25 protein-coding genes and 1 other RNA gene are annotated in these 25,927 nt (G+C 62.5%); 6 read left to right on the top strand and 20 right to left on the bottom strand.

Annotation, left to right across the window (positions count from 1 at the left end; genetic code table 11):
* Positions 1–8 precede the first annotated feature (8 nt).
* Positions 9–992, bottom strand: a complete 984-nt coding sequence (locus ISP18_RS18270; protein ID WP_380015450.1) for a LysR family transcriptional regulator — start codon at positions 990–992, stop codon at positions 9–11.
* A gap of 165 nt (positions 993–1,157) precedes the next feature.
* On the opposite strand from ISP18_RS18270, the gene ISP18_RS18265 reads away from it, so the two are divergent.
* The 3 genes from ISP18_RS18265 (at position 1,158) to ISP18_RS18255 (ending at position 7,214) form a co-directional block, all read left to right on the top strand.
* Complete coding sequence (locus tag ISP18_RS18265; RefSeq protein ID WP_380015447.1) at positions 1,158–2,420, top strand: efflux RND transporter periplasmic adaptor subunit; 1,263 nt, start codon at positions 1,158–1,160, stop codon at positions 2,418–2,420.
* A 173-nt stretch (positions 2,421–2,593) separates the two neighbouring features.
* Positions 2,594–5,779 carry an efflux RND transporter permease subunit gene (locus ISP18_RS18260; protein ID WP_380015444.1) on the top strand — a complete coding sequence of 1,062 codons (3,186 nt, stop codon included), beginning with the start codon at positions 2,594–2,596 and terminating at the stop codon, positions 5,777–5,779.
* 1 nt (position 5,780) lies between these two features.
* Positions 5,781–7,214, top strand: coding sequence for an efflux transporter outer membrane subunit (locus tag ISP18_RS18255; RefSeq protein ID WP_380015441.1), 1,434 nt, complete (start codon positions 5,781–5,783; stop codon positions 7,212–7,214).
* A 173-nt stretch (positions 7,215–7,387) separates the two neighbouring features.
* On the opposite strand, the gene ISP18_RS18250 is transcribed toward ISP18_RS18255, so the two are convergent.
* The 6 genes from ISP18_RS18250 to ISP18_RS18225 all read right to left on the bottom strand — a co-directional run bounded on the left by ISP18_RS18250 (position 7,388) and on the right by ISP18_RS18225 (position 10,703).
* Entirely contained in the window at positions 7,388–8,545 is a 1,158-nt protein-coding gene (locus ISP18_RS18250; RefSeq protein ID WP_380015438.1) for an AI-2E family transporter, read from the bottom strand.
* A complete protein-coding gene (locus ISP18_RS18245) occupies positions 8,542–8,853 on the bottom strand; it encodes a hypothetical protein (RefSeq protein ID WP_380015435.1) in 312 nt (103 codons plus the stop codon). Before ISP18_RS18245 ends, ISP18_RS18250 begins: the two co-directional genes overlap by 4 nt.
* A 1-nt stretch (position 8,854) precedes the next feature.
* Positions 8,855–9,334, bottom strand: a complete 480-nt coding sequence (locus tag ISP18_RS18240; protein WP_380015432.1) for an ABC transporter ATP-binding protein — start codon at positions 9,332–9,334, stop codon at positions 8,855–8,857.
* Between the two features lie 30 nt (positions 9,335–9,364).
* On the bottom strand, positions 9,365–9,727 hold the full coding sequence (locus ISP18_RS18235; RefSeq protein ID WP_380015429.1) for a DUF883 family protein: 363 nt from the start codon (positions 9,725–9,727) through the stop codon (positions 9,365–9,367).
* 74 nt (positions 9,728–9,801) lie between these two features.
* Positions 9,802–9,957 carry a DUF1328 domain-containing protein gene (locus ISP18_RS18230; protein WP_284319167.1) on the bottom strand — a complete coding sequence of 52 codons (156 nt, stop codon included), beginning with the start codon at positions 9,955–9,957 and terminating at the stop codon, positions 9,802–9,804.
* A gap of 119 nt (positions 9,958–10,076) precedes the next feature.
* Complete coding sequence (locus ISP18_RS18225; protein WP_380015425.1) at positions 10,077–10,703, bottom strand: YbhB/YbcL family Raf kinase inhibitor-like protein; 627 nt, start codon at positions 10,701–10,703, stop codon at positions 10,077–10,079.
* A 153-nt stretch (positions 10,704–10,856) separates the two neighbouring features.
* Here ISP18_RS18225 and ISP18_RS18220 point away from each other — a divergent pair, with 153 nt between their 5' ends.
* Positions 10,857–12,338 (top strand): AAA family ATPase, encoded by a 1,482-nt coding sequence (locus ISP18_RS18220; protein WP_380015422.1) that lies wholly within the window; start codon positions 10,857–10,859, stop codon positions 12,336–12,338.
* 3 nt (positions 12,339–12,341) lie between these two features.
* On the opposite strand, the gene ISP18_RS18215 is transcribed toward ISP18_RS18220, so the two are convergent.
* The 3 genes from ISP18_RS18215 to ISP18_RS18205 form a co-directional block, all read right to left on the bottom strand.
* Positions 12,342–13,355 (bottom strand): YheT family hydrolase, encoded by a 1,014-nt coding sequence (locus ISP18_RS18215; RefSeq protein WP_380015419.1) that lies wholly within the window; start codon positions 13,353–13,355, stop codon positions 12,342–12,344.
* On the bottom strand, positions 13,352–14,152 hold the full coding sequence (locus ISP18_RS18210) for a lysophospholipid acyltransferase family protein (RefSeq protein ID WP_380015416.1): 801 nt from the start codon (positions 14,150–14,152) through the stop codon (positions 13,352–13,354). The genes ISP18_RS18215 and ISP18_RS18210 overlap by 4 nt, the downstream gene beginning before the upstream one ends.
* 133 nt (positions 14,153–14,285) lie before the next feature.
* Positions 14,286–14,882 carry a TetR/AcrR family transcriptional regulator gene (locus ISP18_RS18205; RefSeq protein WP_380015413.1) on the bottom strand — a complete coding sequence of 199 codons (597 nt, stop codon included), beginning with the start codon at positions 14,880–14,882 and terminating at the stop codon, positions 14,286–14,288.
* A gap of 75 nt (positions 14,883–14,957) precedes the next feature.
* Between ISP18_RS18205 and ISP18_RS18200 the strand changes: the two genes are divergently transcribed.
* On the top strand, positions 14,958–16,250 hold the full coding sequence (locus ISP18_RS18200; RefSeq protein WP_380015410.1) for an MFS transporter: 1,293 nt from the start codon (positions 14,958–14,960) through the stop codon (positions 16,248–16,250).
* Here the strand turns inward: ISP18_RS18200 and ISP18_RS18195 are convergent, their stop codons facing one another.
* Positions 16,251–16,727, bottom strand: coding sequence for an Lrp/AsnC family transcriptional regulator (locus ISP18_RS18195; RefSeq protein ID WP_380015407.1), 477 nt, complete (start codon positions 16,725–16,727; stop codon positions 16,251–16,253). It lies immediately after the preceding gene.
* A gap of 151 nt (positions 16,728–16,878) precedes the next feature.
* Here ISP18_RS18195 and phhA point away from each other — a divergent pair, with 151 nt between their 5' ends.
* Entirely contained in the window at positions 16,879–17,772 is an 894-nt protein-coding gene (gene phhA / locus ISP18_RS18190; RefSeq protein ID WP_380015404.1) for a phenylalanine 4-monooxygenase, read from the top strand.
* Between the two features lie 18 nt (positions 17,773–17,790).
* On the opposite strand, the gene ISP18_RS18185 is transcribed toward phhA, so the two are convergent.
* The 9 genes from ISP18_RS18185 to ISP18_RS18145 all read right to left on the bottom strand — a co-directional run bounded on the left by ISP18_RS18185 (position 17,791) and on the right by ISP18_RS18145 (position 25,809).
* Positions 17,791–18,612 (bottom strand): CPBP family glutamic-type intramembrane protease, encoded by an 822-nt coding sequence (locus tag ISP18_RS18185; RefSeq protein ID WP_380015401.1) that lies wholly within the window; start codon positions 18,610–18,612, stop codon positions 17,791–17,793.
* 159 nt (positions 18,613–18,771) lie between these two features.
* Positions 18,772–19,446 (bottom strand): SGNH/GDSL hydrolase family protein, encoded by a 675-nt coding sequence (locus tag ISP18_RS18180; RefSeq protein ID WP_380015398.1) that lies wholly within the window; start codon positions 19,444–19,446, stop codon positions 18,772–18,774.
* 66 nt (positions 19,447–19,512) lie between these two features.
* Positions 19,513–20,199: an RES family NAD+ phosphorylase gene (locus ISP18_RS18175; protein ID WP_380015395.1), complete on the bottom strand. Its 687-nt coding sequence runs from the start codon at positions 20,197–20,199 to the stop codon at positions 19,513–19,515.
* Positions 20,200–20,301: 102 nt separating this feature from the next.
* Positions 20,302–20,378, bottom strand: a non-coding RNA gene (locus ISP18_RS18170) — sX9 sRNA.
* Between the two features lie 60 nt (positions 20,379–20,438).
* Positions 20,439–20,834 (bottom strand): MbcA/ParS/Xre antitoxin family protein, encoded by a 396-nt coding sequence (locus tag ISP18_RS18165; protein WP_380015392.1) that lies wholly within the window; start codon positions 20,832–20,834, stop codon positions 20,439–20,441.
* Between the two features lie 93 nt (positions 20,835–20,927).
* Positions 20,928–22,670, bottom strand: a complete 1,743-nt coding sequence (locus tag ISP18_RS18160) for a DUF885 domain-containing protein (protein ID WP_380015389.1) — start codon at positions 22,668–22,670, stop codon at positions 20,928–20,930.
* Between the two features lie 23 nt (positions 22,671–22,693).
* The gene (locus ISP18_RS18155) at positions 22,694–24,337 is read right to left on the bottom strand and encodes a SulP family inorganic anion transporter (RefSeq protein ID WP_380015386.1); all 1,644 of its coding nucleotides are present in this window, start codon (positions 24,335–24,337) and stop codon (positions 22,694–22,696) included.
* A complete protein-coding gene (locus ISP18_RS18150; protein ID WP_380015383.1) occupies positions 24,334–24,948 on the bottom strand; it encodes a ParB-like protein in 615 nt (204 codons plus the stop codon). The genes ISP18_RS18155 and ISP18_RS18150 overlap by 4 nt, the downstream gene beginning before the upstream one ends.
* Before the next feature lie 156 nt (positions 24,949–25,104).
* Positions 25,105–25,809 (bottom strand): helix-turn-helix transcriptional regulator, encoded by a 705-nt coding sequence (locus ISP18_RS18145; protein ID WP_380015380.1) that lies wholly within the window; start codon positions 25,807–25,809, stop codon positions 25,105–25,107.
* Positions 25,810–25,927: the final 118 nt, after the last annotated feature.

Below are 25,927 nucleotides of genomic sequence, written 5' to 3'. Positions count from 1 at the left end.
GAAAAAAGTCACTGCGCCCGCACCGGCTTTTCTTTCCGTACCGGCGGCAACGGCGGCCGGAACGCCTCGACCACCGGCACCGTCTGGCACAACATCGATTCGAAAGGCCGTTCGAACAGCCCGCGCGCCCATTCGATGAAGGCCTGCACGCGCGCGGAAAGATGTTTCTTCTGCGGATACACGATCCACACGTTCTTGCCGGTGGACACGGTGTCGGGGAGGATCGGCTCGAGCTTGGCCAAATCCAGTGCACAGGCCGCCAACACGTGCGGCGCCTGGATGATGCCCAGTCCCGCCATCGCCGCCTGGATCACCGACTCGCCGTCATTGATCAACAGGTGTGCGTTGACGTCCACTTCGATGCGGCCGTGGGGCGTATCGAACTGCCACTGCCGCGGCTTGCCGTTGGCGTAGACGTAGTTGATGCAGCGATGATTTTTCAGATCCTCGATGCTGGAGGGCGAACCGTAGCGCTCCAGGTATTCCGGGGAAGCCAGCAGCACATTGCGCAGATAGCCGATCTTGCGGGCGATCAGGCTGGAATCCTCCAGTTCGCCCATGCGGATGGCGCAATCGATCCCTTCTTCGTTGAGGTCGTAGGGGTAATCGCACATCATCAGTTCGAGCCGGATGTCCGGGTAACGGCGCTCGAATTCGGACAGCTGCGGCACGATGGCCGCGCGGCCCACCGAGGCGGACATACCCACCCGCAACTTGCCCTGCGGCTTGCGGTGAGCGTAGCCCAGGGATTCGGTCGCTTCAGCAAGATCGGCCAGGATCTCCTTGCAACGTGTATAGAACGAGGCCCCATCGTCGGTAAGACGCAAAGCGCGGGTGGAGCGGAACAGCAGGCGCACGCCTAGGTGTTCCTCCAGCCGGGACACGGCGCGGCTAACGCCGGAGGGGGTCATGCCCAGCTGGGCGGCGGCGGATGCAAAACTCTTCGCTTCCACGACCCGGACAAAGGCGGAAATAGCAGAAAAATCTTCCATAGCACGATCCAGAATACGTTCTGCTGGCGATTATGCACCCATTCATGACTGATAGTCACGAGTAGCTTGCGCAAGGAACGGATTTTCTAAACTGTACGGTATACCCATTATTCGTTTCCTCAAAACCTTGTTGCATTGCGGCAAGAAGATCCAAGGGAGCGAACGATGTTAAAGAAAGCCATCTTGGCCAGCCTGGTCGTAGCAGCCATTGCCGGCAGTTGGGCGTTGTTGGGCAATCACGGCGGAAGCGCCCATGCCCAAGGCGCCGGCGGACAAGGCGGCCCGCCGGAAGTGAGCGTCGCCACGGTCATGGTACGCCCAGTCAGCGACAGCGCCGATTTCACCGGCCAATTGCAGGCGGTCGATTCCGTCGATGTACGTCCGCGCGTGAGCGGGTACGTGGAAACCGTGCAGTTCAAGGAAGGTACTGAAGTGCACAAGGGCGACGTGCTGTTCCGCATCGACCCGCGTCCGTTCCAGGCCGAAGTCGATCGGCTCACCGCCAATATCGCGCAAGCGCAGGCGCAACTCGGCTTGGCGCAAGCCAATGCGGCACGCGCGAGGAAGCTGCTGGCTCAGCACGCGATCTCGCAGGAAGACGCCGATAGCCAGAGCACCAACGAGCAAAGCGCCAAGGCGACGCTGGCGGCATCCACCGCAGCGCTGGCTTCGGCGAAGCTCAATCTGGACTGGACCGACGTGCGCGCGCCCATCGATGGTCGTGTCAGCAACGCGCATATCCAATCGGGAAACTTGGTATCCAGTTCAGACGTGCTCACCACGGTGGTATCGGTGAATCCGATCTACGTGTATTTCGACGTGGACGAGCAAACCTGGCTGAAGCTGGATCGCTTGCGCCGCGACGCCATCAAGAACGGGCGTGCGCCACGCATTGAAGCCACCATGGGCCTGGCCGACGAACAGGCTTATCCGCACACCGGCCGCATCGACTTCGTCGACAACCAGGTGCGTCCGGGCTCCGGCACGATGCGTCTGCGCGCCGTATTCGATGAGGAAGACGGCCTGCTCACGCCTGGCTTGTACGCACGTGTGCATCTGCAAGCAGGTCAGCCGCGTCCGCGTGTGCTGATCGACGATCGCGCCGTCGGCACCGATCTCGGCAACCAGTTCGTCTACGTGGTGGATGGGCAGCACAAAGTGGAGTACCGCAAGGTGGCTCCGGGTCCGCTGTTCCACGGTCTGCGCGTGATCGACGATGGCCTGAAGGCTGGCGACGTGGTGGTGGTGAATGGTCTGCAGCATGTGCGTCCCGGCGCGGAAGTGAATCCGCAGCAAGTGGCGATGGATGCCCGACTGGATGCCCAGGACAAGGCGCTGGTCGATGCCACCGAGACGAATCCGGATGGCAAGGATGTGCGTACGGCGCAGGCGGATAACCGGAATACACAGAAGCGCTCGCAGGGCTGAGCTTTTCCTCCTCTCCCCTCCGGGGAGAGGACTGAGGTGAGGGGCCAATCTTGCGAGTGGCTCACATCAGAAGCGGCTCTATAACTGCATCTTCGCGAGGCGTCCCCTCACCCCAACCCTCTCCCCGGAGGGGAGAGGGAGCCATTTGCGGCAAGCATGAAGAGATATAACCCATGAAAAACATCGCACAGTTTTTCGTCGACCGGCCAATCATGGCCGCGGTGCTTTCGCTGATCTTCGTGATCGCGGGCAGCATCGCGGTGTTCAAGCTGCCGATCAGCGAATATCCCGAAGTCGTGCCGCCCACCGTAGTGGTGCGCGCCAACTATCCCGGCGCAAGCCCCGAAGTGATCGGTGAAACCGTCGCCACGCCACTGGAAGAACAGATCAACGGCGTGGAAGGTATGTTGTATTCCTCCTCGCAGGCCACCAGCGACGGGCAGATGACGCTGACCGTCACCTTCGCGCTGGGCACGGATCTCAACAACGCGCAAGTGGAAGTACAGAACCGCGTGGCGCAGGCGTTGCCGCGTCTGCCGGAAGAAGTGCAGCGCCTGGGCGTGACCACGCAGAAGAGTTCGCCCGACCTCACCATGGTCGTGCATCTCACCTCGCCGGATAAGCGCTACGACATGCTTTACCTGTCGAACTACGCGCGCCTGCACATCAAGGACATCCTCGCGCGCCTCGACGGCGTCGGCGACGTGCAGCTGTTCGGTGCCGGCGAATACAGCATGCGTGTATGGCTGGATCCCAACAAGCTCGCCCAGCGCAACATGACCACCGGCGACATCGTGCACGCCATCCAGGAGCAGAACGTAGCGGTCGCGGCTGGTGCGCTGAATGCGCCGCCGGTGCCGGGCAATACGGACTTCCAGCTCAACGTTCACACGCAGGGCCGCCTCGGCACGGTGGAGGAATTCGGCAACATCATCGTGCGCACCGATGCAGACGGCAGCGTGGTGCATCTGCGCGATGTGGCGCGCATCGAATTGGGCTCCAATCAGTACGCGCTGCGCAGCATGCTGGACAACCAGCCGGCCGTCGCGATTCCGATCTTCGCGCGTCCGGGTTCCAACGCCATCCAGATCTCCAACGAAGTGCGCGCCACGATGGCGGAGCTGAAGAAGGAGTTTCCGCAAGGTGTGGAATACAGCATCGTCTACGATCCCACGGTGTTCGTGCGCGGCTCGATTGAAGCGGTAGCGCACACCCTGATCGAAGCGATCTTACTGGTCGTGCTGGTGGTGATCCTGTTCCTGCAGACCTGGCGTGCATCGGTGATTCCGCTGGTGGCCGTGCCGGTATCGCTGATCGGCACCTTCGCGGTGATGTATCTGGCTGGCTTCTCGCTCAATGCGCTGTCGCTGTTCGGCCTGGTGCTGGCCATCGGCATCGTGGTGGACGATGCGATCGTGGTGGTGGAGAACGTCGAGCGTAATATCGAACTGGGTCATACGCCGCGCGAAGCCACGCGCCGCGCGATGAACGAGGTAACAGGACCGATTGTCGCCACGGCATTGGTGCTTTGTGCCGTGTTCATCCCGACGGCCTTCATCAGCGGCCTTACCGGCCAGTTCTATCGTCAGTTCGCGCTGACCATCGCGATCTCCACCGTGATCTCGGCGTTCAATTCGCTCAGCCTCAGCCCTGCGCTCGCCGCCGTACTGCTGAGGGGTCACGATGCGCCGAAGGATCGCGTGGCCATTTTGATGGACAAGGCGCTCGGCTGGATCTTCCGTCCATTCAACCGCTTCTTCCATCGCAGCGCGGACCGCTACGTCGGCGGCGTGCGCCGCATCGTGGGCAAGGGCTCGGCGGCAGTCGTTGTTTACGTGGGCCTGATTGGCTTGGCGGTGCTGGGTTTCTATCACGTGCCGGCCGGCTTCGTACCGCAGCAGGACAAGCAGTACCTGGTGTCGTTCGCGCAGCTGCCGGATGCCTCGTCGCTCGATCGCACGGAAGACGTGATCCACCGCATGTCGGAGATCGCGTTGAAGCAGCCGGGCGTGCAGAGCGCAGTGGCGTTCCCGGGCTTGTCGATCAACGGCTTCACCAACGCCACTAACGCGGGCATTGTGTTCGAGACGCTGAAGCCGTTCGAGGAGCGTCGCGATCCTTCGCTGTCCGCCGGTGCGATTGCCGCGGCGTTGAACCAGAAGTACGCGACGATCCAGGATGCGTACATCGCCACCTTCCCGCCGCCGCCTGTGCAAGGTCTCGGCACAATCGGCGGTTTCCGCATCCAGATCGAGGATCGCGGCCAGCTTGGTTTCGATGAGCTCTACAAGCAGACGCAGAACCTGATCGCGCAGAGCCAAAAGGTGCCGGCGCTGGCCGGGCTGTTCTCCAGCTATCAGGTGAGCGTGCCGCAGATCGATGCTGACGTGAATCGCGAGAAGGCGAAGGCGGAAGGCATCGATCTCACCGACGCCAATGAAACGCTGCAGGCGTATCTGGGCTCGCTGTACGTCAACGACTTCAATCGCTTCGGGCGCGTGTACCAGGTGAATGTCTCGGCTGAACCGGCCTTCCGTCATGAGCCGGAGAACATCCTGCAGCTTAAGACGCGCAATGCGAAGGGCGACATGGTGCCGCTGGGTTCATTCGTCACCGTGCGCCGCACGGCCGGCTTGGAACGCGTGCAGCATTACAACGGCTATATCACCGCGGAAATCAACGGCGGTCCGGCGCCGGGCTTCAGCTCGGGCCAGGCCCAGGCGGCGATGGAAAAGCTGGCGCAAGACAATCTGCCCAACGGCATGAGCTATGAGTGGACCGAGCTCACCTATCAGCAGATCCTCGCCGGCAACACTGCGATCCTGGTGTTCCCGTTGTGCGTACTGCTGGTGTTCCTGGTGCTGTCTTCGCTGTACGAGAGCTGGTCGTTGCCGCTGGCAGTGATCCTGATCGTGCCGATGGTGCTGCTGTCCGCGATTGCCGGTGTGTGGATGTCGGGTGGCGACAACAACATCTTCACCCAGATCGGTCTGATCGTGCTGGTGGGCCTGGCGTGCAAAAACGCGATCCTGATCGTGGAGTTCGCGCGCGAACGTCAGCATGAAGGCATGACGCGCTACGACGCGGTGCTGGAGGCGGCTCGTCTGCGACTGCGCCCGATCCTGATGACGTCGATCGCCTTCATCATGGGCGTGGTGCCGCTGGTGACCTCGCACGGCGCCGGTGCGGAAATGCGTCACGCGATGGGCGTGGCGGTGTTCTCCGGCATGCTGGGCGTGACCATCTTCGGCCTGATCTATACCCCGCTGTTCTACGTGCTGATCCGCGCCGTGGTGGAACGCCGCGAAGCGCACAAGAAGCAGCACGCATCCAACTTGCCCGCCTTGGAGGGGCATTGAGATGACTCGTTTTCTTCGTAACACCACGTTGTTCGCGGCACTCGCGCTGGCCGGATGCGCCAGCGTGGGACCGGACTACAAGACACCAAACACAGCAGCGGCGAACGTGCAGAACGTCGATGCGACGCACGAGAGCCATGCGCAGTTCCAGGCCGATTGGTGGAAGCAGTTCAACGATCCGGTCCTGGATGCGCTGATCCAGCGCGCGGCCAAAGGCAGCCTCGACCTGCGCGTCGCACGGGCACGGCTGACCGAATCGCGCGCGCTGCTCGGCACGGCGAAATCCGATCAGATTCCCACCATCGACACCTCGGTTGCGTATAGCCGCGCGATCGAACAACAACCGGGGTTCGGTACGCAGCGTGTGCCGGTCGACACGTATCAGGCGGGCTTCGATGCGTCGTGGGAACTCGATCTGTTCGGCGGCATCCGCCGTTCGGTGGAAGCGGCGCGTGCGGATCTGGGCGCCAGTGAAGCGTCCTTGCACGATGCGCAGGTAAGCCTGTTCGCCGAAGTGGCGCGCAATTACTTCGAGTTGCGCGGTACGCAGCAACGGCTCGCTATCGCCCAGCGCAACATCGCCAACCAGGCCGATTCGTTGAAGCTGATCAATGCGCGTGCAGAAATTGGCACGGCCTCGGAGCAGGACGTGGCCAGCGCCAGCGCCCAGCTCAGCGCCGCGAAAGCGCAGCTGCCCGTGCTCGATGCGGCAACACGCAGCTACGAATACCGGCTTGCCGCTCTGCTGGGCGAACGTCCGGGAGAACTGGATGTAGACGTATCGCCCACGACGTTCAAACCGATCGCCACGGCATTACCGATTGGCGATAGCGGCGACGTGTTGTCGCGTCGACCCGACGTGCGCATCGCTGAACGCGAATACGCGGCGGCCAACGCGCGTATCGGCGTGGCGAAGGCGGATTTCTTTCCGCACATCTCGCTCGGCGGTTTCGTTGGCTTCCTGTCCGGTCGCCCCAACGACTTCGGCGGGCTCGCATCGCGCGCATGGTCGTTCACGCCCAGCATCACGTGGAACGGCTTGAACGTGGAACGCGTGCGCTCGAACCTGCATGCCAGCGAAGCGCGCGCCGATGCGGCAGAGGCGAACTATCAGCGCACCGTGCTGCAGGCAATCGAGGACGTGGATAGCGCGGTCACCAACTACAACGCCGAGCATGCGCGCATCGAGCAGTTGATTGCCCAGGCCGAGCAGAGCCGACGTGCGGCGGAGCTTGCACGTATTCGCTATCAGGAAGGCGCCACCGGTTATCTGGAATTGCTGGATGCCGAGCGCGTGCAGTTGGCGGCGGAAGATACGCTGGCGCAGTCGGAAAGTGCGATCGATACGCGGGCGGTGGCGTTGTACAAGGCGCTCGGCGGTGGTTGGCAGGCGTGCGGTGATGCGAATTGCGCCAACGTCGCGCAAGTGCCTTGATCTCTGCCGCCCTTTATCCCCTCTCCCCTCTGGGGAGAGGGCTAGGGTGAGGGGACACCCTCGCCACAGTGGCAGATCGAAGCGCGGTTTCTTTTAAAGCTTGAGGCAAGCCTTGGCCCCTCACCCCAACCCTCTCCCCGAAGTCCCCGAAGGAGAGAGGGAGCACATTCCTCTCACCGCTGGACCATCCGCGCAAACCACTCCCACCCGCGCACGCGTTCCGCGATCAACTTCGCGCTGGTGAGCATCGGCACCGCCAGCAGTGCACCCGGCACGCCCCACAACCAGCCCCAAATCAGCAACCAGATCAGAATGGCGATAGGGCTAACGCGCATGCGCCGCCCGAGGATCATCGGCGTGATCAAATTGCCTTCGACCGCGGTGATGCAGGCAAAGCACAGTGCCGGCAGTAAGGCAGCCGGGAATACCTCGAAGTGAATCAGCCCGACGAACAACAGCGTCGTGGTGGTCACAATCGCGCCGACGTAAGGGATAAAGTTGGCGAACATAGCCACCGTGCCCCATAGCAGCGGATCGGGCATGTGCAGCAGATACAGCATGCCGGCCGTGGTGATGCCGAGCGAGGCATTGATCACCACGGTGGTGAGAATGTAGCGCGACACTTCGGTCTGGATGCCGCGCACGATACTCACCGCGTGGCGCTTGTAGCCGAAGCTGGGCGCAATCTCAACCAGGCGGCGCAGGATCAGATCACCGTAAATCAGAAAGAAGAACACCAGGAGCAGCACGGTGAGCACGGCAGCCAACACTTTCGGCGCGTTGGCCAGCACGTCCCACACACTGATGGCGACATCGCTGGGATTCTGCGCCGCCAGCGCAGGATGGCCATTGACCAGCGTCTGCGTGGCGCGGCCTGCTGCTTCCAGCGGGCGAGTGAAATGTTCGAGCTTGGGAATGAAGCTGCGAATCTGCGATGGCGCGCTATGCAGCCAACCCATCGCCGGCTGCGTCAGCATGCTGATGCCGCTGGCGATGCCCGCAATCAGCGACGCCATCAGCACGCTCGCGCCCAGCCAACGCGGTATGTGGTGACGAGTGCCGCGTGCCACGATGGGATTCAGGGCCAGGCCGATGAAGGCGGCCAGCACCAGGGGAATGATCAGCGCCTTGACGAGGGTGACGGTGTAGAGCAAGGCCAACGCCAGCAGCGCATTGAGTGTCATGCGGATGGCGCGTAGATGGCTGCGCAACCGGTAAGCGCCGCGCGTCGCCAACTGCGCCGGTGTGGCCGTAACAACCGGGAGAGGATCCTGCGCTGCTCCCTCCACGGACGTCGTACTCGGTAACGCCGTGGGTTCGATCGCAGTCATGGTTCTTCGGGGTCAGGGCCAGTATCGCCATCCTCCATGATGCCCATTTCGGCAATCAGTCGTGTGCCGTACGCCACGATCTGTGCCAACCCCGCACTCACCGTCGAAACCAGCCCCGGTACGCGCAGGGGGCCGACACCAAGAGTGCCGAGTACGAAACCCGCGCCAGCGGCAGCACCGACGGTTGTCAGGGGGTGGTGGTAACCACGTTCCAATAGCGCGGCAGCCGGCGCGGCGATTTCGTCCCGATGCCGCGCTACGCGCTGGCGTGCTTCACGCACCCGCTCGAGTTGCTTGAACAAGCTCATGTCAGACCTCCCCCTTGCCCGCGTCCTTGCCTGCTTCGATGTCTTGCTCGGCCCGCCGCAGCGTATCGCTCATGATCGCACGCCACTCCTGTCGCGTACCCGGCAGACTCATCCAGTGCATGCAGCGGCGGAACAGCAGGATCGCTCCCAACAAGGCAGCGACTTCCAGCACGGCGAGCACGACGAAGGCCCATATCCAGGAATCGAACCATTTGGCAAGCAGCAGGCCGATCAGGCCCAGCAAGGTGAGCCCCAGACCCACGCCCGCAACGGTGGCGCCCAGCCCGGCCGCCAACAGCCAAGAAACGGCGCTGCGCGCCAGCCCCAGTTCGGCGGCCAACAAGGTGAGTTGCGCGCCGAACAGCTTGCGCACGCCGCGGCCAAGCCGACCGATGTCGTCGAGCAGGCCGCTCGATGCCGCCGCTTCGTCGGATGGCTCCGGTTGTTCTGCCGTTTCGTTATCGCGCACGGAATCGTGCATCACCCGCCTCCGTGCCTGAATCAGTCACGCTCAGCGACGCAGGATGCGGCCAAGCAGCCAGCCTGCGCCGAGTGCAATGGCTACAGCCTGGACAGGTTTTTCGCGCACGTATTCGCGCACTTCTTCCAACCATTCGTCCGCGCGGTCCCTGGCGTGATCGTAAGCTTCGCGCCCGCGTTCGCTTGCTTCGGCGACCTTGTCGGTGGCGCGATTGGCGGCATGCGCGGCCTTGTCGGTAGCGTGATGCACGCGTTCTTCAACACGGTCGGCTGCGCGATCGAATTTTTCCTTGCTAGTCGCTACGGCGTCGGACGTGGCCTGCTTGATGCGCTCGGCGCCTTGGTCGATGCGTCCGTGGACATTGTCTTCATTAGCCTGGACTTCGTTGCTCATGACGTTGCTCCGTGAGGTCAAGGGTATTCACTCTAACGGTTTGCTGTGGTGTTAGCTGAACAGATTCGCCCCGTTCAGCTGGTTCGCCGGAAAAATGCGATCACCGCAAGGATCAGGAACAGCACGAACAGCACCTTGGCGATCCACGCGGCGGTACCGGCTATACCGGTAAAACCGAGTAGGGCCGCGATGACGGCGATCACTAGGAAGACCAGGGCGTAATGCAGCATGGCGGCTTTCCTCCGAATCCGAGGGCATCGTGTCGTGGTCCCTTATGCCATGTGCCACAGAACATGCTGTCCCGGCGTGAAGGCGTTGGTGTTCCCCTTTCCCCTCCAGGGAGAGGGAATCAGCTCGCCGGCACGCTGGGATTGAGGCTGTAAGTACCAGTAAGCACAGCTTCCGACAGCACATGCCCGGCCATGGCCGCGCGCAGTTCTTCCAGCGAGAACCCCTGCTCCAACGGCAGACCGGGAACATCGAGCGCATGGATGCGGAAGTGATAGTGATGCACGATCGAATCGTTCCACGGCGGGCATGGACCGTCGTAGCCCAGGTAAGCGCCTTCCATCTGCACGTCGCCCGCGAACCAGTCGGTATAGCTGTTGACGCCCTGCACGCTGCGTGGCGGGCCGTACGGTTGTTTTTTGCCGCGCGGAGTGACCTCGTCGCTGCAGGCGCCTTCGGCCAATTCCCCGCATTCGAGCGGAATGTTCGCCATCAGCCAGTGCACGAATTCCACGCGCGGCAGGTCGGCGGGCACCACGCGGCCTTCCTTGTTGACGTCATCGGGCCTGCTCGGTACATCGTTGTCGATGCAGGTGAGCACGAACGACTGCGTGCCTGCCGGAACGTCCTTCCAGGCCAAGTGCGGACTGAGGTTGTCCGACAACGCGACCGGCTTGCCCGGCTTGGCAAATGCGAAGACCGGTGGAATGGGCTTGCCGTGCTGGAAGTTGTCGCTGCGTAGCTGCATGGGAAATCTCCGTGATGCGGTGGAAAGTCCGTCAGTTTGGGGCAGGGTCGTGCAGGCGCAAGTCAGCGCTTGCTGTCGCGAGCGGAGCGTAGCCTGCCGACTATGATCCGGTCGTGACAGCTCTGCTACCTTAGCCTTCTCGCGGGAGGATGCATGAGCGAACTGGACGACCTGAGCACGCTGGTGCGTGCCGCGACACCCTTGCTGGTGATCGAAACGATCGACGAACAACGGGTGATCGAGTGCTTTCGTCACGTCATCGCCCAGGCGCTGCACCCACTCTGGCGTTGGACGCTCACCGACGGCCTGGAGCGGCTCGATTTCAACGGCCCGAGGACACTTGAGGTTGCAGCGGACGCCACCTCCACGCTCAACGCCATCCGCGAAGCGGAACAGCGCAGCATCTATTTGCTATTCGATTTCCAGCCTTGCCTGCAGTACTCAGTAACGCTGCGGCAGATGCGCGAGATCGTACAGCGGCAGCGCTGCGCCGCGCACACACTGGTGCTGGTAGGCGCGAAGGTGGAACTGCCGCAGGAGCTGGATGCACTGGCCACGCGCGTGCCGCTGGCGCTGCCAGACATCAAGGAGCTCGCCGGCATCCTGCGTGGCGAAGCCGCCGCCTGGCAGCGCGAACACAACCGCAACCTGGAAGTGGACAACGAGGCCGCACGCACCATCGTGCGCAACCTGGTCGGGCTCACCTCGCCGGATGCGCGACGCATCGTGCGCAAGCTGATCTACAACGACGGTGCGCTCACAGCGAGCGATCTGCCCGAATTGATGAAGGCCAAGTTCGAACTGCTCAACCGATCCGGCTTGCTGCATTACGAGTACGCCACCGCCAGCTTTGCCGACGTGGCCGGCGTGAGCCAGGTGCGCGAGTGGGTGCAGCGGCGGCGCACGGTGTTTCTCGATCCCAGCCCGAAGCCGGCGCTCGATCCACCCAAAGGCGTGCTGCTGCTCGGCGTGCAGGGCTGCGGCAAGAGCCTCGTTTCCAAGGCCATCGCCGGCGGCTTCGGCGTGCCTCTCGTGCGCCTGGATTTCGGCTCGCTCTACGACAAATATCAGGGCGAAACGGAAAAGAATCTACGTGAAGCACTGGCGAGCTGCGAAACACTGGCGCCTTGCGTACTGTGGATCGACGAAATCGAGAAAGGCCTGGCCAGCGGTGGTGGCGAGGACGGCGGCGTATCGCGCCGCGTATTGGGTTATCTGCTGACCTGGATGGCGGAGCGCAAGTCCAAGGTGTTTGTAGTAGCTACGGCGAATGCGGTGAACGAATTGCCGGCGGAACTGCTACGCAAGGGGCGCTTCGACGAAATCTTCTTCGTCGATCTGCCCAAGCCCGATGTGCGCACTGCGATCTTCACGATGCATTTGAAACGGCGCAATCTGGATGCCAGCACGTTCGACATGGATGCCCTGTCGCAAGCTAGCGAAGGTTTTTCCGGCGCGGAGATCGAACAGGCCATCGTCAGCGCGCTTTACGACGCCAGCGGCAACGGTGGCGCGCTCGATCAGCCGATACTGCTGCATGCCCTGGAAACCACCAGGCCGCTGTCGGTGCTGATGCATGAACAGGTGGAAGCATTGCGTGCATGGGCGCGAGGGCGCTGTGTGTTGGCGGATTGAGTCTTAGCGAGCTTGCGCATCAGCAATCGCGTTGAAGCGCGCCGCGATGTATTCATCGCAGAAGCTGGTCATGTCCCACCCTTGGATGAAACCGCAGTGCCCGCCGTAGGGGGCAATGTCCAGCTCCACGTTGCTGGGCAACTCCAGTTTTTCGAACGCGGTGACGGGGATCACCGGATCGTCGCGCGCCGTAAGAATGGTCGCGGGAATCTGCATGTCGGCTAGGATGTGGCCGGCAACCGAATAGCCGTCCAGATAGGCTTCGAGCGAACCGAAATCAGTATGGCGCAGCACCAGTGCTTCAGTAAGGCCGCGCAGGTTCTGCTTCAGTTCCTGCAGTTCGAAGTATTGAACGTGTGGAAACGCTTTCTGCTTGGCGCGCAGCGAACGGCGCCATTTGTTCATGAAGTACGCTTGGTAGAACCACGGCGCGGATTCTTCGAGCGAAAACAGGCCTTCGCTGGGATCGATGATGGGACACACCGCCAGCGCGTAATTGAGCGGGATGCCGAGGGCTGGCGCCTGCAGCGCCGCGCGCAACGCGAAGTTACCGCCCAGCGAAAATCCGGCCAGGGCCATCACACGTGCCGGCCAGCGGCGCGCGATATCGCTCAGCGCATGCGCTACTTCATCGAGCCGGCAGGAATGGAACAGCGCCTCGTTGAGCCCGTGGCTTTCGCCATGATCGCGAAAATTGAGGCGGAAGATATCCCAGCCGTCTTCCAGCAGCCGGCTGCCGGTCTGCAGCACGTAGGTGGAATCGACGCTGCCTTCCCAACCGTGGAACAACACGGCCAGGCCGCGCGACTCGGGCTGTATTTTCTGTGCGGTGAATGAGCCGGTGAGACGAATGCCATCGCCGCCATCCACCAACACTTCCTGCGCGCCTTCCAGTACGCGGTAGGCACGTTTCGGCAGCAGTGTGCGCCGCACGCCGCTGGAGGAAAGCATGGTCTGGATATGCCCGCTCGTCAGCGGCCAGGGCGGCTGAAAGTCGCGTCCTTGCGGTAAGGTCATGCAGAACGATCCTCAAGCGCCGCAGCGATGCGTTCGCGCGCCAGCTCGGCCATGCGGCGCCGGCCATCGGCATTCGTGGGCACCGGCTCAAGGAAATGCACTTCGGCATCCATCGACGGACCGCCGAGCATGCGCAGGAAGTTTTGCAGGAAGTTCTCGTGCTCGCGGAAGCCCGCATCGATCTGCCGTTTGCCGTCGCGCACGAAGCGCAGTGCCACTGGTTGTACCGGTACTTCGGCATCGAGCGCGGCCTGGAAGATGCGTGCATGGAACACTTTCAGCACGCCGTTGTGGCCGGTGCCGCCTTCGGGAAACACCGCCACAGAGCGGCCGGTGCGTAGCCGGTCCACCATGACCTGCATCACCGCCGCCAGCGAATGGTTGCTGCCGCGGCGGTGAAAGATGGTGCCACCGCTAGCTGCCAGCCAGCCGACCAGCGGCCAGTTGGCAATCTCCGCCTTGGCGACAAAGCAGGCCGCACGTTGGCTATGCAGCAACTCGATGTCGATCCACGAGGTGTGATTGGCGACGAATAGCGCCGAATCCTGCAGCGGTTGGCCGACGCGTACGGAGCGCAGGCCGAAGATGCGCATCAGCCCGGTGGACCAGGCGCGGATCATGCGATGGGTGAACGGCTCGCGGCCGTTCTTCATGACCGCGTGGCGATTCCAAGTGAGGATGAATCCGCACAGCAGAATGCCGAGCAATACGTGCACTAGCAGCAGCGGCACGCGCCACAGGTAGCGCAGCGGGCGCAGCAGGTCTCGGTCCAAAGTGGAAACGGCTTCGATGCTCATCAGTGCAGTTAGTTTAGCGTTAATCGACCGCGCTTCGTAGGTTGGCGGTGAGGCGTAGCCGAACCCCAACATCGCCATGCACATCGTTGCGTTGGATTCGGCTGTGCCTCTCCACCAACCTACGTGCGTCGTTTTATACGTACGCGTCGATCAGGCACCGCACCATCGCGCCAAGCACCCGCGCGGGACCGCCTTCGCCAAACGTCTGGCCAGATACATAGCTGCCTTCGAGCAACAACAAGATTCCATCCGCCAGTTCGTCGGGTTCGCGCGCGCCCATACCGCGGCACATCTCGCGCAGGCGTTCACGCAAGGCTTGCTTGCTTTCGACGGCAACCTGATGCGCGGGATGGTCGCGCTCGGGGTATTCGATCACCGCATTGGTCAGGCCGCAGCCGCGATAGCCGTCGCGGCTGGCGCGCGCGGCCAGTTTGTCCAAGTAAGCAAGCAGTTGCCCCTTAGGATCGCCGGGGTGGTCGGCCGCGGGTGCTTCGAAGCGCTGGCAGAAGCGCTGGTCGTAGTCACGCAGGTAGGCGGCGATCAGCTCGTCCTTCGATTCGAAGGCACGATACAAGCTGGGCTTGGTCACGCCGGCCTGGCTGACGATTTCCTCCACGCCCACCGCGCGGATGCCCTCGCGGTAGAACAGGTCGAACGCCGTGTCGCGGATGCGATCGGCGGCGCGGCGCGGGGGTTCGGTGGGGGTATTGGGGGCAGGTTTAGAACGCATGGACATAAGCAGGCCGGTTGACAATGTTACCGATCGGTACGTACTCTGCACGTCCGTCCCGTACCGATCGGTAACATGACTATACAACGCCGCCGGCCGTTCGGCCAAAAGTACGCTTTCGTGGTGGTCGCCGTGGTGTTCCTCGCGCTGCTGGCCTCGGCTGGCATGCGCGCCACGCCTGGCGTGCTGATGTTGCCGCTGGGTCGAGCCTTCGGCTGGAGCCGGGACGATATTTCCTCCGCGGCGGCCGTCGGCATCCTGCTTTACGGCCTGATGGGTCCGTTCGCCGCGGCGCTGATGCAGCGTTTCGGCATCAAGCGCGTGTTGCTGATCGCGCTGACGGTGATGGCCGCCGCGGCTGCATCCAGCGCACTGATGACCCGGCCCTGGCACCTGCTGCTGACTTGGGGTTTGTTTTCCGGCGCCGGCACCGGCTGCGTGGCGGTGGTACTGGGCGCGACCGTGGTCGGCCGCTGGTTCAGCACGCATCGCGGCCTGATGATGGGTTTGCTCACCGCGAGCACCGCGACTGGCACGCTGATCTTCCTGCCGGGCCTGGCCGCCATCGCCGAATACGCGGGTTGGCGTCCGGTGGTGCTGACTATCGCCGCGGTGTGCGCGCTGCTGTTGCCGCTGGTGCTGTGGCTGATGCCGGAGCGCCCGGCCGATATCGGCCTGACGCGTTACGGCGCGGAGCCCAATGAACCAGCCGATGCGGGCGCGCCTTCAGGCAACCTGTTCGCGCTGACGCTGGGCACGCTGCATCGCGCCAGCAAAAGCGGCGTGTTCTGGCTGCTGTTCGCCACGTTCTTCGTGTGCGGTTTCACCACCAACGGCTTGATCGGCACGCACTTCATTGCGCTGTGCGGCGATCACGGTATTCCCGAAGTGCGCGCGGCCGGGGTGCTGGCGATGATGGGCGTGTGCGATCTGATCGGCACCACCCTGTCGGGCTGGCTGACCGATCGCTTCGACCCGCGCAAATTGCTGTTCGTCTATTACGCGCTGCGCGGTTTATCGCTGATGTATCTGCCCTATTCCGATTTCTCGTTCTACAGCCTGTCGCTGTTCGGCGTGTTTTACGGGTTGGACTGGATTGCCACGGTGCCGCCCACCTTGCGCTTGACCACGGATGCCTTCGGCGAACGCGATGCGCCGGTGGTGTTCGGCTGGGTGGTGGCCGGACACCAGGTCGGCGCGGCGACCGCCGCCTTCATGGCCGGCGTGCTGCGCGTGCAACTGGGTAGTTATCTCACGCCGTTCGTGATTGCCGGCGCCACCGGTGTGGTGGCGGCCTTCCTGGCCTTGCGTATTCAACGCCGCGATACATCGTCGATGCCGCTCACGCCGGCCGGCGAGAGCGCGTAGTCAACGTTCGAGCTGACTGAGCGGCAAGGCGGCCGAACGCTTCACGGTGCGCAGCACGAAGCTGGAGTTCACGTCCGCCACGCCCGAAGCATTGAGCAGGCGATCCAGCAAGAAACGCGAGAAGTGCTGCAGATCGGCCACGTAGATGTGCATGAGGTAATCCATGTCGCCGGTGAGCGCATAGCAGGCCACCACTTCGTCCCAGCCGTTGACGCGTTCCACGAAGCGTTCGATTACGTCGCTTTCGTGCCGGGTGAGCTGGACACGCACGAACGCCTGCAAGCCCAGCCCAACCGCCTCTGGATCCACCTGCGCGCTGTAGCCGGTGAGCACGCCCTCGCCTTCCAGCCGCTGCAGGCGGCGCAAGCAGGCGGAGGGGGACAGGTTCACCCGATCGGCCAACTCGGCATTGGTGATGCGCCCCTCCGTCTGTAGGACGGCGAGGATACGCAGGTCAGTGCGATCGAGCTCGATCATTGCAATATTCGTCAGCTGATTAGCCATTTTCCGGTGGAATATTGCACCTAACCCTACAGTCTCGGCAACAAAACAATCATCTTGCGCCTTGGCAGACCTATGATCTTGCTCGTGCCTCGTAGGGATTGGCCCTACACGCCACGGAGCCGCCATGGAAAACGACACCCCTCGCCGCGTTGAGCACCAGCAGACCGATCGCGGCTACGTGCCGGTGTACGCCACGGGTGTGGTGGAACAGCCGTGGGCCGACTACAGCCGGACCGATCATGAGGTGTGGGACACGCTGTACAAGCGCCAGCGCGAGCTGCTGCCCGGCCGCGCCTGCCGTGAATTCATGGAAGGCGTGGAACGTTTCGGCCTGGGCGACGGCGGCATTCCGAAATTCGCCGACCTCAACAAGGTGCTAGGAAAGACCACCGGCTGGGAGCTGGTCGCGGTCGAGGGCCTGTTGCCGGACGAGGTGTTCTTCGACCACCTCGCCAACCGCCGTTTCCCCGTCAGTTGGTGGATCCGCAAACCGGAACAACTCGATTACCTGAGCGAGCCCGATCTGTTCCACGACTTGTTCGGCCACGTGCCGCTGCTGCTCAATCCGATCTTCGCCGATTACATGCAAGCCTACGGCCGCGGCGGCATGAAGGCGTTCGGCATCGGTCCCGAGGCGCTGATGAACTTGACGCGCCTGTACTGGTACACGGTGGAATTCGGCCTGATCAACACCGACGAAGGCATGCGCATCTACGGCGCGGGCATCGTCAGCTCCAAGGGCGAATCGATCTACTGCCTGGATTCACCTGCACCGAACCGTATCGGCTTTGGCCTGGAGCGCGTGATGAACACGCGCTACCGCATCGACACCTACCAGCAAACCTATTTCGTGATCGACAGCTTCAAGCAGCTGTTCGATGCGACACGACCGGATTTCACCCCGATCTACGCCGGGCTCAAGCAGCTTTCGGCGCATGCAGCGGCCGATGTGCTCGACAGCGATCGCGTTTTCAACCGCGGCACGCGCGAAGGTTTCGCCAGCAACGCGGATACCTGAGCGACATCCGCGCCGCGGCTATGCCAGCGTGCGACGGCGATAGACCCGCGACGTGAGCAACACGATTACCGCCACCGCGACATTGAGCACGGCAAACACGATAAGCCCGCGCTCATCGTGCCGTGGCGATGTATCGACCAACATATAGAAGTTGAAGCAGAGATTGGCCGCGGTGTGAAACAGCAGAGACGCAAGGATGCTCTTGCCGGCCCCCTCGTATGCCCAGACGTAGATGACGCGCAGGGCCGTCGTGAGTATCGCGAAGGCCCAAAACGGCATGACCGACTGCGACGTGCCTGGAATGTAGAACAGCGGCAGATGCCAGACACCCCAGATCACGCCAAACACGGGCGCTGCTAGCGCCAGCGGGCGCGCTAGTTGCAGACGATCGATGGCATAGGCCCAGCCAAACTCCTCGTTACACGAACCGCCACCAAAAAACAGGATCGCGTACAGCAGCGGCAAGTGCGCCAGCGACACATTGATACCCAAAGGCGGACCACCATGGCGAGCCAGCCACCACGCCGTTATCCAGCCTAGTGCAGGCTCAAGTAGCAGCGCTGCAATGAGATAGAGCGGGCCGATGCGGTAGCGCAGGCAGCGTCCGAAGAATTCGCGCACGTGCGGCCAGCCGCCGTCGCGATATGTGGATACGAAGGCCGCCATGAACGGGCCGAACGAACCGATCACCAGCCAGACAATCTGCATGGTCGACGACAGCGTGAACATGCCCCGGCCTGCGAGCACGGGGACCATCCATGCAAGCCACGTGATGGCAAACGCCAGCACAAAAAAAGATAGCGGCGTGGTTCGATACGTGCGCGGATCGTTTGCGTTCACAACGGCGCCCCCTGACTGGAAACCTGTCGCCACGCATCCCTGGCCTGCATCGATGCTTGCATACTCGGCAGGTCGCGAAATGGCCCGGAGGTCATGACTCCGTGTGAACGTGTTTCGACCGGTATTTCTGGTCCCCGCGGCTTTTCACCAACGCTCAGATCACGTCGGATGCAAGGCGTGCGCGTCGACCCAGGGCTTGATGATGCTGATCCACAACGCATAACCCGTGCGGTTCATGTGCAGACCATCGTCAATAAACCACTTGAGTTGCGGCTGACCATCCGCCCCCAACATTGGCGTGAAGACATCGATATACGTGACGTTCTTCTGTGTCGCCGCGTATTCCCGCACCAGCTCGTTGGTCTGCTTGATCTTCGGCAACAATGCCTTGCGTGCCATGCTGGGCTTGATCGCGATGAAGGCGATCGGCACCCCGGGATCGACCGATCGCGCCTTGCGCACGAACGCCTCGAAATCATCACGCACCTGCTTCGGCAAGTGACCGTCATACAAATCGTTGTCGCCGGCATACAGGACGATGGCGCGCGGATGGTAAGGCTTGATGATACGGTCGGCGAAATAAGTGGAATCGCCCAACTCTGAACCACCGAAACCGCGATTGATCACCTTCACTTCCGGAAAATCCGCCGCGACGGATTTCCAGTGTTCGATCGACGAACTGCCGATAAACAGCACCGCACCTTGCGGCGGCGGATTAGCGCGATCGGAGGCCTCGAAAGCTTCGATCGCCGCATTCCATTGCGCGTGATTGGTCTGGGCTACGCAAGCAAAGCACGGCACCAGGGCAAGCAACAGCGATAGCAGGATCTTCATGACGCTCCCGGTTCGATCGTTACGACGAACGGCGATCATAATCCCGATACGTAAGTCATAAGCGCATCAGTGCCGCTTCAACTCGCTGACTTCAAGAACTTGCGCAATATGCTGGCCGTCCCAGCGATAGATCAGGTGCTGCGCCTGCACGCAGGGCGCCACCACGTCGGGATAGAACGCCGCCAGACATTCGCCGCCGCGATGACGCGCGCTGTCGTAGACGATGCCGTTGGAATCTTCTCCGCGCAGTCTGCGCGCAAGCTTGACGCTATCGGCGTAGCTGTCCGGATCATGCGCTTCCGTCCAACCACCGCGGATGTCGTGCAATTTGCAATCGACGCTGGTGCGATAGCAGCGCATCTCGATATCGCAAGCAGGTTCGGATGTCGCCGCAAGAAATCGCTCGCGGTGGTACACCGTTTCTTCCACTGCCGTGATCACGTTGCGCGCCGCGTAGAACACGCCCCACGTGCCATCGGAAAAGCGGCTGCCTTCGGGATTGAGATGCGTGAACGCGGCCATCACCGGTGTCGAACCCGGGCCGCTGATGCGGCGATCCTTCGGCACTAGGCGCAGGGTATCGGCCTCTTCGCGCAGGCGCGGATTGGTCAGCGCTTCGATGGCGAAGATTGCATCGAGATCGGCCGGATCGGCAATGCGATCGAACAAGCCGGCTGGCGGAAAACGGCTGGGTACGATGCGGTAGGCATGGGTCCAGCGGATGCGTCGAAGGGGAGGCGTGTCGATAGGCATGGCGTAATCCGCAGCACATCATTGCAACGTTTCATTCGTCCCTGTTCGACGTTGAATAGTGCCGAAGCGGGTTCTCGCCGACTGCGACGAAGGTCGTAGAGTCGTCGACAAAGCGTAGCGAGCGGTCGCGAGGCGGGTGCGGACGGCGCGCAGGAACCGGAGTGTACTTGCGCGTACATGAGGATTCCGAGCACCGGCTGCGCCCGCCTCGCGGCCGCGCAGTAGCTTTGGCGGCGGCTCTACCAGCCGCGCTGCGCGTCCAGATACTGCCGCACTACATACAAATCGCTCACGTTGCCCGACAGCATGCGATCCAGCGCCGACTGTCCACCGAACAGTGACGAGCGGTTGGGCCTGTGCAACCAGGCGTCGGCCTGTTCGGCATCGGGAAATAGAATCTGCAGCGCCTTGTAGATGCCGAGCAGATAACTGATGCGCTCCAGCGTGTCGCGCCCCAGCGCGCCATCCTGGTGGCGCTTCCATTTGTAGAAAGTCGATTCGGGCGGATCGCCCAGCAGCTTCCGTTGCTCGGCAATGCGCAGGTTCCAGCGCTCGGCCATGTTGAAGAAGGCGCGCAGGGCGGGGCCGCTCAATTCCTCGGCGGGGGCTGGCCGGTGTAAGGCATGGGCTGTCACGGCGAACTCTCCCAATGAAGTTTAGACACATACTACTTTATTGGTGAAGTTTTTGCCAATTGACCGGAACCGCCCCTTTTCCCGAGGAGAGAATCAGTGCGCGGCGCAATGACAGCCGTAATCCGGCTCCACCCCGCCCTCGGCAATAAACCGGTCGATTCGCTGCTCCAGTAGCGGCAGCGGTACCGAGCCAACGGATAGCACCGTGTCATGGAAGGCGCGCAGGTCGAACTTCGGTCCCAGCGCTTTTTCTGCCTTGCCGCGCAGTTCCATCATCTTGAGATACCCCAGCTCGTACGAGAGCGCCTGCCCCGGCCAGCTGATGTAGCGGTCCACCTCGTTGGCGATCTCGCGCTCGGACAGGGCGGTGTTTTCGGTCATGTAGTCGATCGCCTGCTGGCGCGTCCAGCCGAGATGATGGATGCCGGTGTCGACCACCAGGCGGCAGGCGCGCCACATCTGGTAGGTGAGGAAGCCGAAGCGTTGGTAGGGCGTCTTGTAGATGCCCATTTCGGTTCCGAGGTATTCCGAATACAACGCCCAGCCTTCGCCATAGGCGGAGATATAGCTGTTGCGGCGAAAGGCGGGCTGGTCGTGCTGTTCTTCGGCCAGTTCCAGCTGCAGGGCGTGGCCGGGATACGACTCGTGCAAGGTCAGCGCCGGCATGTTGTAGAGCGGGCGCGAGGGCAGGTCGTAGGTGTTGACCAGATAGACGTCCGGACCGCCGCGGCCGGAGGTGTAGTACGGCGCAATATCATCCGGCACCGGCTCGATGGTGAAGCGCTTGCGTGGCAGGTGGCCGAAGAATTTGGCCAGTTGGCCATCCACTTCCTTGGCCACCCAGGCCGTTTTGTCGAGCAGTTCCTGCGGCGTCTTGGCGTAGAACTGCGGGTCCGTGCGCAGAAAATGCAGGAACTCGGCAAAGCTGCCTTTGAAGCCGGTTTCCTGCATGGTTTGCAGCATTTCGGCGTGGATTTTTTCCACTTGCTCCAGGCCGATCTGGTGAATCGCGTCAGGATCGAGATCGAGCGTGGTGTATTCGCGAATCTGCTGACGGTAGTACTCCTTGCCGTCAGGCAGGGCTTCCGCGGCCAGCGTGTTGCGCGCCTGCGGTACGTAATCGTTGCGGAAGAACGCGAGCAGTTTTACGTAGGCGGGAATCACGTCGCGGCTGATCTTGGCGCGCGCATCGGCCTGAATGGCTGCGGCGGTGACAGCCGGAATGCTCGACGGCATGTGCTGCAGGGGTTCATAGAACGATGTTTGCGTTGGATCCTTCGCTGCGGCGGTGGCAGCGATGGAAACGTCGCGTCCGGCCAACACCGCGCGCGGCACGCTGAAACCGCGCTTCAGGCCGTCGCGCATGTTGGCGATCTCCTGGTCGAAATAAGCAGACACCTGCCCCAGGCGATCGACATAACGGCGATAGTCGGTTTCATTGCGTAGGGAGTCGGCGCCGAGGTCGTCGTAGAGTTCGCTCCAGAACGCCGAGTCGCTGTTGAACGGCATCTGCCATTGCTTGAATTGCTGGTCGGCGATGAAATCGTGAATCTGCTCGCGGTAGATCGCGTAGTTCACCTGCTCGGCCGCCGAGAGCTGCTTCGGATCGATCGCATCGAGCTGGCTCATCACTTTCTGCCAGTGGGCGAGACGCTCCTGCTGGCGCTTGGCATCGACCTGATCGAGACGCCCATTGTTCGGCTGCGATTCGCCCGATGCGCTGATCCCGGCCTGTCCCGTGCGCCAGGCCCATTCCTGCTCGTAGATCTGCTTGAAATGCGCGTCGGCACTCTGTTGCGCGAAAACCGGCATGGTCAGCAGCAAGCCCGCTGCCATGCATCCGATGCGTATCGTGTTTTTCACTGATTCCCCGTGACAGGTGATGCGGCCATGGACGCCGACACGGCATCTTCCACGCTCCAGCTATCGAGCGCCTGTGACGAAAGCTGGGGTAGGGCGGCGCGTTGCAGCAGAGCGCGCGTTTCATCCTTCAGGCGCGCCACGCGCAAGCCCACACCGCACGCCTGTAGCCAGCCGGAAAAATCGCCCAGCGATTCGAGCGCGGTGCTGTCCAGATCCGGCGAAGCTTCGAGGCTCAGGATCACCTGTTTGACGTCGCTGCGTTGTTGCACCTGCGTGCGTGCCAGCGCCATCACCGATTCTGCGTTGGCAAAGAACAGTGGTTCTTCTGGGCGCAGAATCAGCATGCCCGGTGGCGGCGTCGCGTTGGGATGCTGCGCGATATCGACGAAATCGTGGCTGTTGGCCAGACGCCCGAGCACGCTTACCCGCGCCGACGCGAGTTGACGCAGCAACAGGATCAAACTGAAGCCGATCGCAAGCAGCAAGCCGTTGAGAATACCCAGCGAGAGCACCGCCACCACGGCGGCGAGCGCCAGCAAGCGATCGCGTTTCCATTGCAGATACGGCCGGAAAACCGACAGGCGCCACGACTTGCTCACCGCATGAATCACGATGGCCGCCAACACCGGCAACGGAATGCGTTCGATCCAGCGCAGCAGCAACCACACCATCAGCAGCACCGTGATGGCAGCCACCAGGCCCGCCAGACGCGATCGCGCACCCGCCGCTTCATTTGCGGATGTAGCGGAATATCCAGCGCCTACCGGCATGCCCTGGCACAGGCCGCTCAGAACATTGGCGACGCCAAGCACCAGCAAATCGCGGTTCGGCTGCACCGCATCGTTGTGTTTCAGTGCAAAGCCGCGGATGGAGCTGTACGACTCGGCATACAGAATCAGCAGCAACGCCCCCGCCAGTTCCACGCTCGGCAGCCATTGGCCGCTGGCCGGCCAGGCGGGCATGCCGATATTCATCTGCAGACTGATCGTACCCGTCAGCGGCACACCATGCGTCGCCAGCCACGCGGAAGCGGCCACACCCAGCGCAATCACCAACAAGCTGCCGGGCAACCTACGCACGCGCTCGCATGCATACAACAACAGCAAAGCCACCACGCCCGTGGCCAGCGTGACACCATGGATTTGCCCGGATGTCCGCACCAGGTCCGTCACCAGCAGCGGCACGAAATCACCGTGCAAGTCCGGCCAACCACCCAGATGCGGCAGCTGCTTGAGCGCGATCACGATCGCAAGTCCGAAGGTGTAACCCCGCAGCACAGGACGCGCGATCAGATGCGACAGCCCGCCCAGTCGCGCGACGCCGGCCAGCAAAAAACAGATGCCGCCCAGCAACACGAGCATCGCCGCGACAGCGATGCGATTGACCCCGCCGCCTGCCAACAGCAACGTTCCCGCCGCCAGCACCGCAGCTGATGACGATGTGGACGACACGATCGCGAAGCGACTGGTGCCTAGCAGCCCGTAGCAGATCAGCCCGATGAACAGCGCCACCACACCGGCCTGAGGCGGCATGCCGGCAATGCCCGAGTACGCGACCGCTTCGGGCAACAGCAAACCCGCTATGCCCAGGCCCGCCAGCGCATCGGCGACGCGCACCGACGAGGGCGCCTCGCTGCTCATTGAATTTGTCCGCTCCAACCCGGCAGATAGGCCGTCTCGTGCGAGTGGGCGAGCAGCAAAGCATCCTGCAATTGCTTCGGACCGACACGATCGCCCTTGAGTTTGAGGTTGCGCCGGTAGAACTCCGCCCACAGGAATTCCGAGTACGGCGTGGCGTCCTTGGCATAACCGCCGGCGGTGCGCACGCGCGCGGCAAGGGTGCGGTAGGGGTCGTCGGTCAAATCATTGAGGGTGCGTGGAATCGCCTGGTATTCCTGCCGCTGGCCGTGTTCGTTGTACGGATGCGCCCAGCGATTGAACTCCATAGTGCGCCAGAACACGTCCTGGTCCAACCAGGAAAAGTCGCGCTGAATCATCACCGGCACTTCTTTCACCCCTTCCTCGCACAGGGCTAGGCCAAGGTGATGGTGATCGACGATATAAACCTGATGCTTCGGCCCCAGCACGCCGGGAAACCAGTGCGCAGCGAGCAGTTCCTTGCGCTTCTTCTTGCCGAGCTTTTCCCATTGGGCTCGCTTTTCTGCCACTTCCGCCTTGCCCACCGTCATCTGGGTGGGGCGCAGCTTGGCTGGCGCAATCGACAACAGAGGATGACGCACGCCTGATGACATGGGATGACTCCTGCGGTAGCGGTGGTTGGCGCAGGGTAGCTCAAGAGCGAGGGGGTAGGTTGGGGTGGGCTCACGCGAACCTCAGCATGGAATGCCGCATCATGGCGACGTTGGGGTTCGCCTTCGCTCACCCCAAGCTACGCCACCCGCAGAGGCTTATTCGAGGCCTGAGTAATAACCGCGCATTGCCTGCAAGTACGACCCCAGATCCCGATCCGGCGCACTCACAAACACCTCACCCGCGTTCTCCATCCGCGCGATGCGATCCGGGCGGAAGTTGCGGAAGTCCTTGCGCAGCCGGCACCAGGTGCCGAGCGTCCATTTGCCGCCCCAGAACGCCAGGCACAGCGGTTCCACTTCGCGTTCGCTTTCGCGGCCAACTTCGTCGCGATAGAACAGGCGCAGCACCTGCTGCGCTTCGATCGCCGCATGCAGCTGGTCGATACGCGCAGCGAATGCGGTCGATTCCGCATCGCGCCAGATCGGCGCGTAGATGCGCGTGCGCGAGGAACGCTCGCGCAATTCCGGCGGAAGCACCGCCTCGATTTTCACCAGCGCGGCCTGCGCGCCGGCTGCCAGTTTCTCGCCGGCAAATGCGCGAACGAAGCGCGTGCCGACCACCAGCGATTCGAGTTCGTCGGCGGTAAACATCAGCGGTGGAATGTCCGAGCCTTTGCGTAGCACGTAACCCACGCCGGCTTCGCCTTCGATGGGTACGCCTGAGAGCTGCAGGTCCGCCACGTCACGGTAGACCGTGCGCAGCGATACACCCAGTGTTTCGGCAAGCTGACGCGCCTGCAGCGCGGTCCGTCGACCACGCAGGGCGTTGATGATGAGAAACAGGCGATCGGCGCGACGCATTCGTGCATGATCGCCCAGGTGGCGGCGACGAACCAGCGTCCGAAGTCATGCTTGGCCATCGCAGCGTGTGAGACAGCCGCATGCGAGTCGGATGAGAACGTGGTCATCGCCGCAATAC

The organism is Dyella humi (assembly GCF_044904605.1).
Lineage (GTDB): Bacteria > Pseudomonadota > Gammaproteobacteria > Xanthomonadales > Rhodanobacteraceae > Dyella_B > Dyella_B humi.
Note: the sequence above shows the minus strand (reverse complement) of the source record. Positions and strands in the feature narration are given on the sequence as shown.